The 2,952-nt window shown below is 48.3% G+C and carries 3 protein-coding genes; all 3 read right to left on the bottom strand.

What is annotated here, in order from left to right; genetic code table 11:
• Window positions 1-861, bottom strand: an 861-nt coding sequence (locus WMO75_RS19130) for a HAMP domain-containing protein (RefSeq protein WP_349078774.1), incomplete at its 3' end; no start/stop codon positions are given.
• The gene (locus WMO75_RS19125) at window positions 858-1,559 is read right to left on the bottom strand and encodes a response regulator (RefSeq protein WP_022215228.1); all 702 of its coding nucleotides are present in this window, start codon (window positions 1,557-1,559) and stop codon (window positions 858-860) included. The genes WMO75_RS19125 and WMO75_RS19130, both read right to left, overlap by 4 nt.
• A gap of 15 nt (window positions 1,560-1,574) precedes the next feature.
• A partial coding sequence (locus tag WMO75_RS19120) for an endonuclease MutS2 (RefSeq protein ID WP_349078773.1) occupies window positions 1,575-2,952 on the bottom strand: 1,378 nt, incomplete at its 5' end.

The raw sequence follows: 2,952 nt of genomic DNA, 5'->3' as shown, positions 1-2,952 counted from the left end.
GATCTTGAGGTATTTTTCCTGCATCTCAACCGGGATGGTGCCGTCGATCATAGCCTCCACATAACCTTTGATCGAAGTCAGAGGAGAGCGGAAATCATGCGAGATGTTTGAAATAAACTGCCGCTGATATTCGCCGTTCCGGTTGAGCTTGTCTGCCATGTAGTTTAAGTTTTTGGCAAGGTAGCCGAGTTCATTTTCGGAGTCGACCGGGATCTGATAGGACAGATTTCCGTTTGCAAATTCGGAGGCTCCCTTTGTGATCTCATGGAGCGGTTTCCGTACATGGAAACTATAAAAGATAAACAATACAGTGACCAGCAGATAAGTGACCACAAACAGAAGCTGGATGATCCAGAGCAGGCTGCTGCGGCTCTGGTACAGGTCACTCATCAGATAGTGGATCGCCACATAACCGCGGGTGTTGAGGTTTTCTGTGATCGGTGCGATCGTGCTCAGCCGCGTTTCTGAAAAATATCCATAAAAGTCCCCGATCTGATAATAGTTGCTGCCCCAGGAGGCCGGATTAAATCCCTCCAGATCAATGGGATTGTCCGGTGAAATATCCTTGCGTGTGCTTAAGATGATCTGTCCGTTACTGTTGATGATCCAGATGATCGTATCCGGATAGTTGGTTGCCAGAGACAGATTGCTGCGGATAGATTCCATGTTGGCAGAAGTGATGTTATGACTGACAAGATCACTTTCTGCGATACGATGGGCTGTCTGGTATATGTCCGAAGTAATGGACTTTTCGAGTCTTGCCTCGAGCATATGGGAGCCTGCAAAGGTTACCAGGAAAAATCCCAGAATGCCAAGCAGGATATAGGCAACAAGAAACATGGAGGTCAGTCGTTTTTTCATTTGTTTTTGACCTCAAACTTGTATCCTATGCCCCAGACAGTTGCGAGGCTCCACTGCGGGTGGTCTTTGATCTTCTCACGAAGACGCTTGATATGAACGTCAACGGTACGGGTATCGCCGATGTATTCATAGCCCCAGATATGGTCGAGAAGCTGCTCTCTGGTAAACACCTGGTTCGGGGATGCTGCGAGGAAATAGAGAAGTTCCAGTTCCTTCGGCGGCATATCGACATGATTTCCCATATAAGTGACAGAATAGTTGGTTAGATTGATCATGAGATCCGGGTAGCTGACACATTTTTCTGACGGGTTTGCCGCTGGCTGTTTGACCTTGAAACGGCGCAGGACTGCGCGAACGCGGGCAACGAGCTCCTTTGTGTCAAATGGTTTGATGATGTAGTCATCTGCACCGAGCTCCAGACCGAGTACCTTATCGAAGGTTTCTCCTTTGGCAGAGAGCATGATGATCGGCACATCAGAAGTATGGCGGATTTCCCGGCAGACCTGATAGCCGTCGATACCTGGCAGCATCAGGTCAAGAAGAATCAGATCCGGCTGGAAGACAGAGAACTCCTTAAGAGCCTGTTCTCCGTCATTTACAATTCTGGTTTCAAAACATTCTTTTGTAAGGTATAAAGAAATCAGTTCTGCAATATTGTTGTCATCATCTACGATTAAGATTTTCTGTTTTGTTACCATAGTATTCGCCTTTCTCTATTTCTTGAATTCTACGATCGTTACGCCGGCATCACCTTCGCCGAATTCACCGAGACGGTAGGATTCAACATGTTTCTGGCGTTTGAGATAGTTGTGGACACCTTTTCGTAAGGCACCGGTTCCCTTGCCGTGGACGATGCGGACCGTCTTGAGATGAGCAAGATAAGCATCGTCCAGATATTTGTCGAGTTCTGCGACAGCCTCATCTACAGTTTTGCCGAGAAGATTGATCTCAGTGGAAACGCTGGCAGATTTGGACATACGAATCTTGCCTGCTCCTGTACGGGAGAAGGAAGAGGTGGTGATCACCGGTTCGTCGATCAGTTCCAGGTCGGAAATATGGACTTTGGAACGGATGATGCCCATCTGGACGAACAGATAACCCTTGGAATCCGGGCGGGTGCTGATTGTGCCTTTAAGGTTCATGCTGAGTACCCGTACGGTATCGCCAGGACGTACATCCTTGGCGGTGAGTTCTTTCTTTGGTTTCTTTTTGGTGACAGGCTGTGCCATTTTCTGTTCGGTCTTGTTGAGACGCTTGCGGAGCTGCTGGCGTTCACGCTCAACTGCGGCAGTATCCACGTAATCATTATGGAATTTATGGAAAAGCTTCATCGTCTGATCAGCATAATCCTTGGCTTCCTGGAGAACCTTGTGAGCTTCTTCGTTGGCCTGGCGGATGATGCGGTCTTTCTGTACATCCAGTTTTTCCTGTTTGGATTCAAGCTGTTTCTTAAGGTCTTCGATCTCGAGTTTGTACTGTGCGATCTCAGTGCGCTCGTTCTCGATCGTGATACGGCTTTCTTCGAGAGAAGTCAGCACATCCTCAAAAGATTCATCCTGCTCGTTGATCTGTTCTCTGGCTTTCTCGATGATGGATGCCGGAACACCGAGCTTGGAAGAAATCGCAAATGCATTACTCTTACCAGGGATACCGATCAGAAGACGATAAGTCGGGCTCAGGGTTTCTACATCGAATTCGCAGCTTGCATTCTCGACACCGGAGGAAGAGAGCGCAAATACTTTGAGCTCACTGTAATGAGTGGTAGCCATGGTGCGGATTCCTCTGTCATGAAGATAGGAGAGGATGGAGATCGCAAGTGCGGCACCCTCTGTCGGGTCAGTTCCGGAACAGAGCTCATCAAACAGAACGAGGGAATACTGATCTGCTTTTTCGAGGAAGGAAACGATATTTGTCATATGGGAGGAGAAGGTACTTAAGGACTGCTCAATACTCTGCTCATCTCCGATATCTGCGTACACCTCATGAAAAAGAGCCAGTTCACTGCGGTCCAGAGTCGGGATATGAAGCCCGGACTGTCCCATCAGAGTAAGGAGTCCGACCGTCTTGAGGGAAACGGTCTTACCACCGGTG

Source organism: Blautia intestinihominis (genome assembly GCF_040096655.1).
Taxonomy (GTDB): domain Bacteria; phylum Bacillota; class Clostridia; order Lachnospirales; family Lachnospiraceae; genus Blautia_A; species Blautia_A intestinihominis.
Note: the sequence above shows the minus strand (reverse complement) of the source record. Positions and strands in the feature narration are given on the sequence as shown.